Here is a 1483-nt window from a genome sequence, read left to right as displayed (position 1 = left end):
CTGAAAGTTGAAAGCACTAAAACGGGCCAGATTCCTTATGGGATCCGGCTTTGTTATGCCTAATTTAGTTTTTAGGCGGGCTCTTCTAACGCATTTTGAATACATTTGGGCAACATAGAAATAAAGTTATCAATTATCTTCGAAATTTTATCTGTTAACTTTATTTTCGCTTCTTTTAAGGCTGTCATCAGGTAGACCAATGCTTCTTCAAAAGCTAAATCAGGTAATGCATCGTTCATTAAATAGAAGAGATCTCCAATTGTGCGATCATCAGTATTTAGTCTTTCTTGCCAAGCTAAAAGGTCGTAGGTTAAGGCAGTAACAGCAATATAGCCACATTGACCGTCATAGCTTTGAATTTGTGACTTGTCTAAAGCTAAGTACTGCTTAGCAGCTTTAAAGTATGTTTCGATTTGCCATCTTCTACCATAAAGTTGGATGATTTCTTTGGGACGTAAAGAAGTATTGGTGGAAGCCAGAACTAGGTATTGTTTTCCTTTACCACGGTTAGTTGCGAAAACCAATCTTAGTGGAAAGGCATGCCCACGATATTGGGCTTGGACGACACAGCTATATAGATAGTTTTCTTTTTTCGGAATTTTTGAAGCTACCAATCTAGCATAGAGACCTTTTACATCATATAAACGCTTGCGATAGCGATAATATATTTTCTTACTTTGTTTAACCATGCCGACACTATCTAAGCCTAGTTGCTTCAGTTGCCAGAACATTTTAGGTGAGGTGAACCAGCTATCAAATAGTACATAATCAGCTGGAACACCTTCATCAATTGCTTGTTTAATTAACTCAACCGTCACGTCATTCATCTGACGTTGTGCTTGTGCTCTTCTGCGCCCAGCAATTGAGCGCTGATCTTGCGTAACTGGTGCTTTTCCGATCATGTTCTTTGGCTCTTTAGTAGACATCAAGGCAAAGTTAATTGGTAAGAAGGTATTACCATCACTCCAGCCTACAGTTAAGCCGCGATAACCGGTTAAATATTTTTTCTTGTTATGATCATAGACTCTAGCTAACAATTCAGTTTTAGTCGAACAAGAACGTGACATTAAAGTATCATCAACGATTAAAGCTAGTCTTCTGCGGTGATCAATTACTGGCCTCAAGGATGAGATCAACTTAGCTGCAGCAAGGCAGATTAGCTTTTGCCAGTTGATTCGCCCATCATTTAAAACATTTCTACCTGTTCTTTTAGTAAAGTTAACAGGTTTATCAAACCGAGGTAATGATTTACGAGCAAAACGGGCTTTGATCATCCAAACAATGACTGTGACTAGATCAATTAGAGAATGCCGTTTGAAGTTTACCTTTTTACCTAAATTACCTAGACCAATTAACTTAGTAAATGAAGAAATTAAAGCTTTAGTGTCCTTTTCATCATCAATTTGCGGTATACTTTTCATTGCGTAAGATCTCCTTTAACTTTGGTTTGGACACTTAAAGTATAACGCAGGAAGATCTTGCG

The 1483-nt window shown here is 37.8% G+C and carries 1 protein-coding gene; it reads right to left on the bottom strand.

Annotated features, from left to right (window positions below; all coding sequences use genetic code 11):
- Positions 1-71: 71 nt before the first annotated feature.
- Entirely contained in the window at positions 72-1421 is a 1350-nt protein-coding gene (locus EJK17_RS11195; RefSeq protein ID WP_127796436.1) for an IS4 family transposase, read from the bottom strand.
- Positions 1422-1483 lie beyond the last annotated feature (62 nt).

This window comes from Lactobacillus xujianguonis (assembly GCF_004009905.1).
In the GTDB taxonomy this organism is placed as follows: domain Bacteria; phylum Bacillota; class Bacilli; order Lactobacillales; family Lactobacillaceae; genus Lactobacillus; species Lactobacillus xujianguonis.
The sequence above is the reverse complement of the archived record's forward strand: the minus strand, read 5'-3'. Positions and strand labels throughout refer to the sequence as shown.